Consider the following 546-nt stretch of genomic DNA (forward strand, 5'->3'; position numbering starts at 1 on the left):
GGAACAGTAAGTTTTAACCCATTAACTGGTATTCTTACTTACACGCCTACCTTGGCAGAACGCGGTACGACAGTAACTGTAACTTATCAAGTGTGTAACACAGGTGTTACGCCAAATGTATGTGCTAGTGCTACGGTAACCATTACTGTTCCAGTAGATACAGACGCAGATGGAGTACCAGATGTTGATGACTTGGATGATGATAATGATGGTATCTTGGATACCGTTGAAAATGCTCAACTGAGTGCAGATACCGATGGAGATGGTATTCCAAACCGCTTAGATTTAGATAGTGATAACGATGGTATTAATGATGTAGATGAGGCGAATGGTGTAGATGCAGATGGCGATGGTATGGCAGATGGTCTGGTTTCCCCAACAGGAATTCCATCGACAGCAGGCTTGGGCTTAACTCCACCTGATACTGATAACGATAATAAGCCTAACCCATATGATTTAGATAGTAATAATAATGGAGTTACAGACTTAGAAGAAAGTGGTTTGAATCCTAATTTGGATGCGAATGGAGATGGTATTGTAGATTGT

General features: G+C 41.2%; 1 pseudogene. It reads left to right on the forward strand.

The window, feature by feature from the left end:
* Positions 1-546 (forward strand): annotated as a pseudogene (locus QM524_RS25935) (hypothetical protein); the annotation flags it as partial.

The organism is Flectobacillus roseus (genome assembly GCF_030056595.1).
In the GTDB taxonomy this organism is placed as follows: domain Bacteria; phylum Bacteroidota; class Bacteroidia; order Cytophagales; family Spirosomataceae; genus Flectobacillus; species Flectobacillus roseus.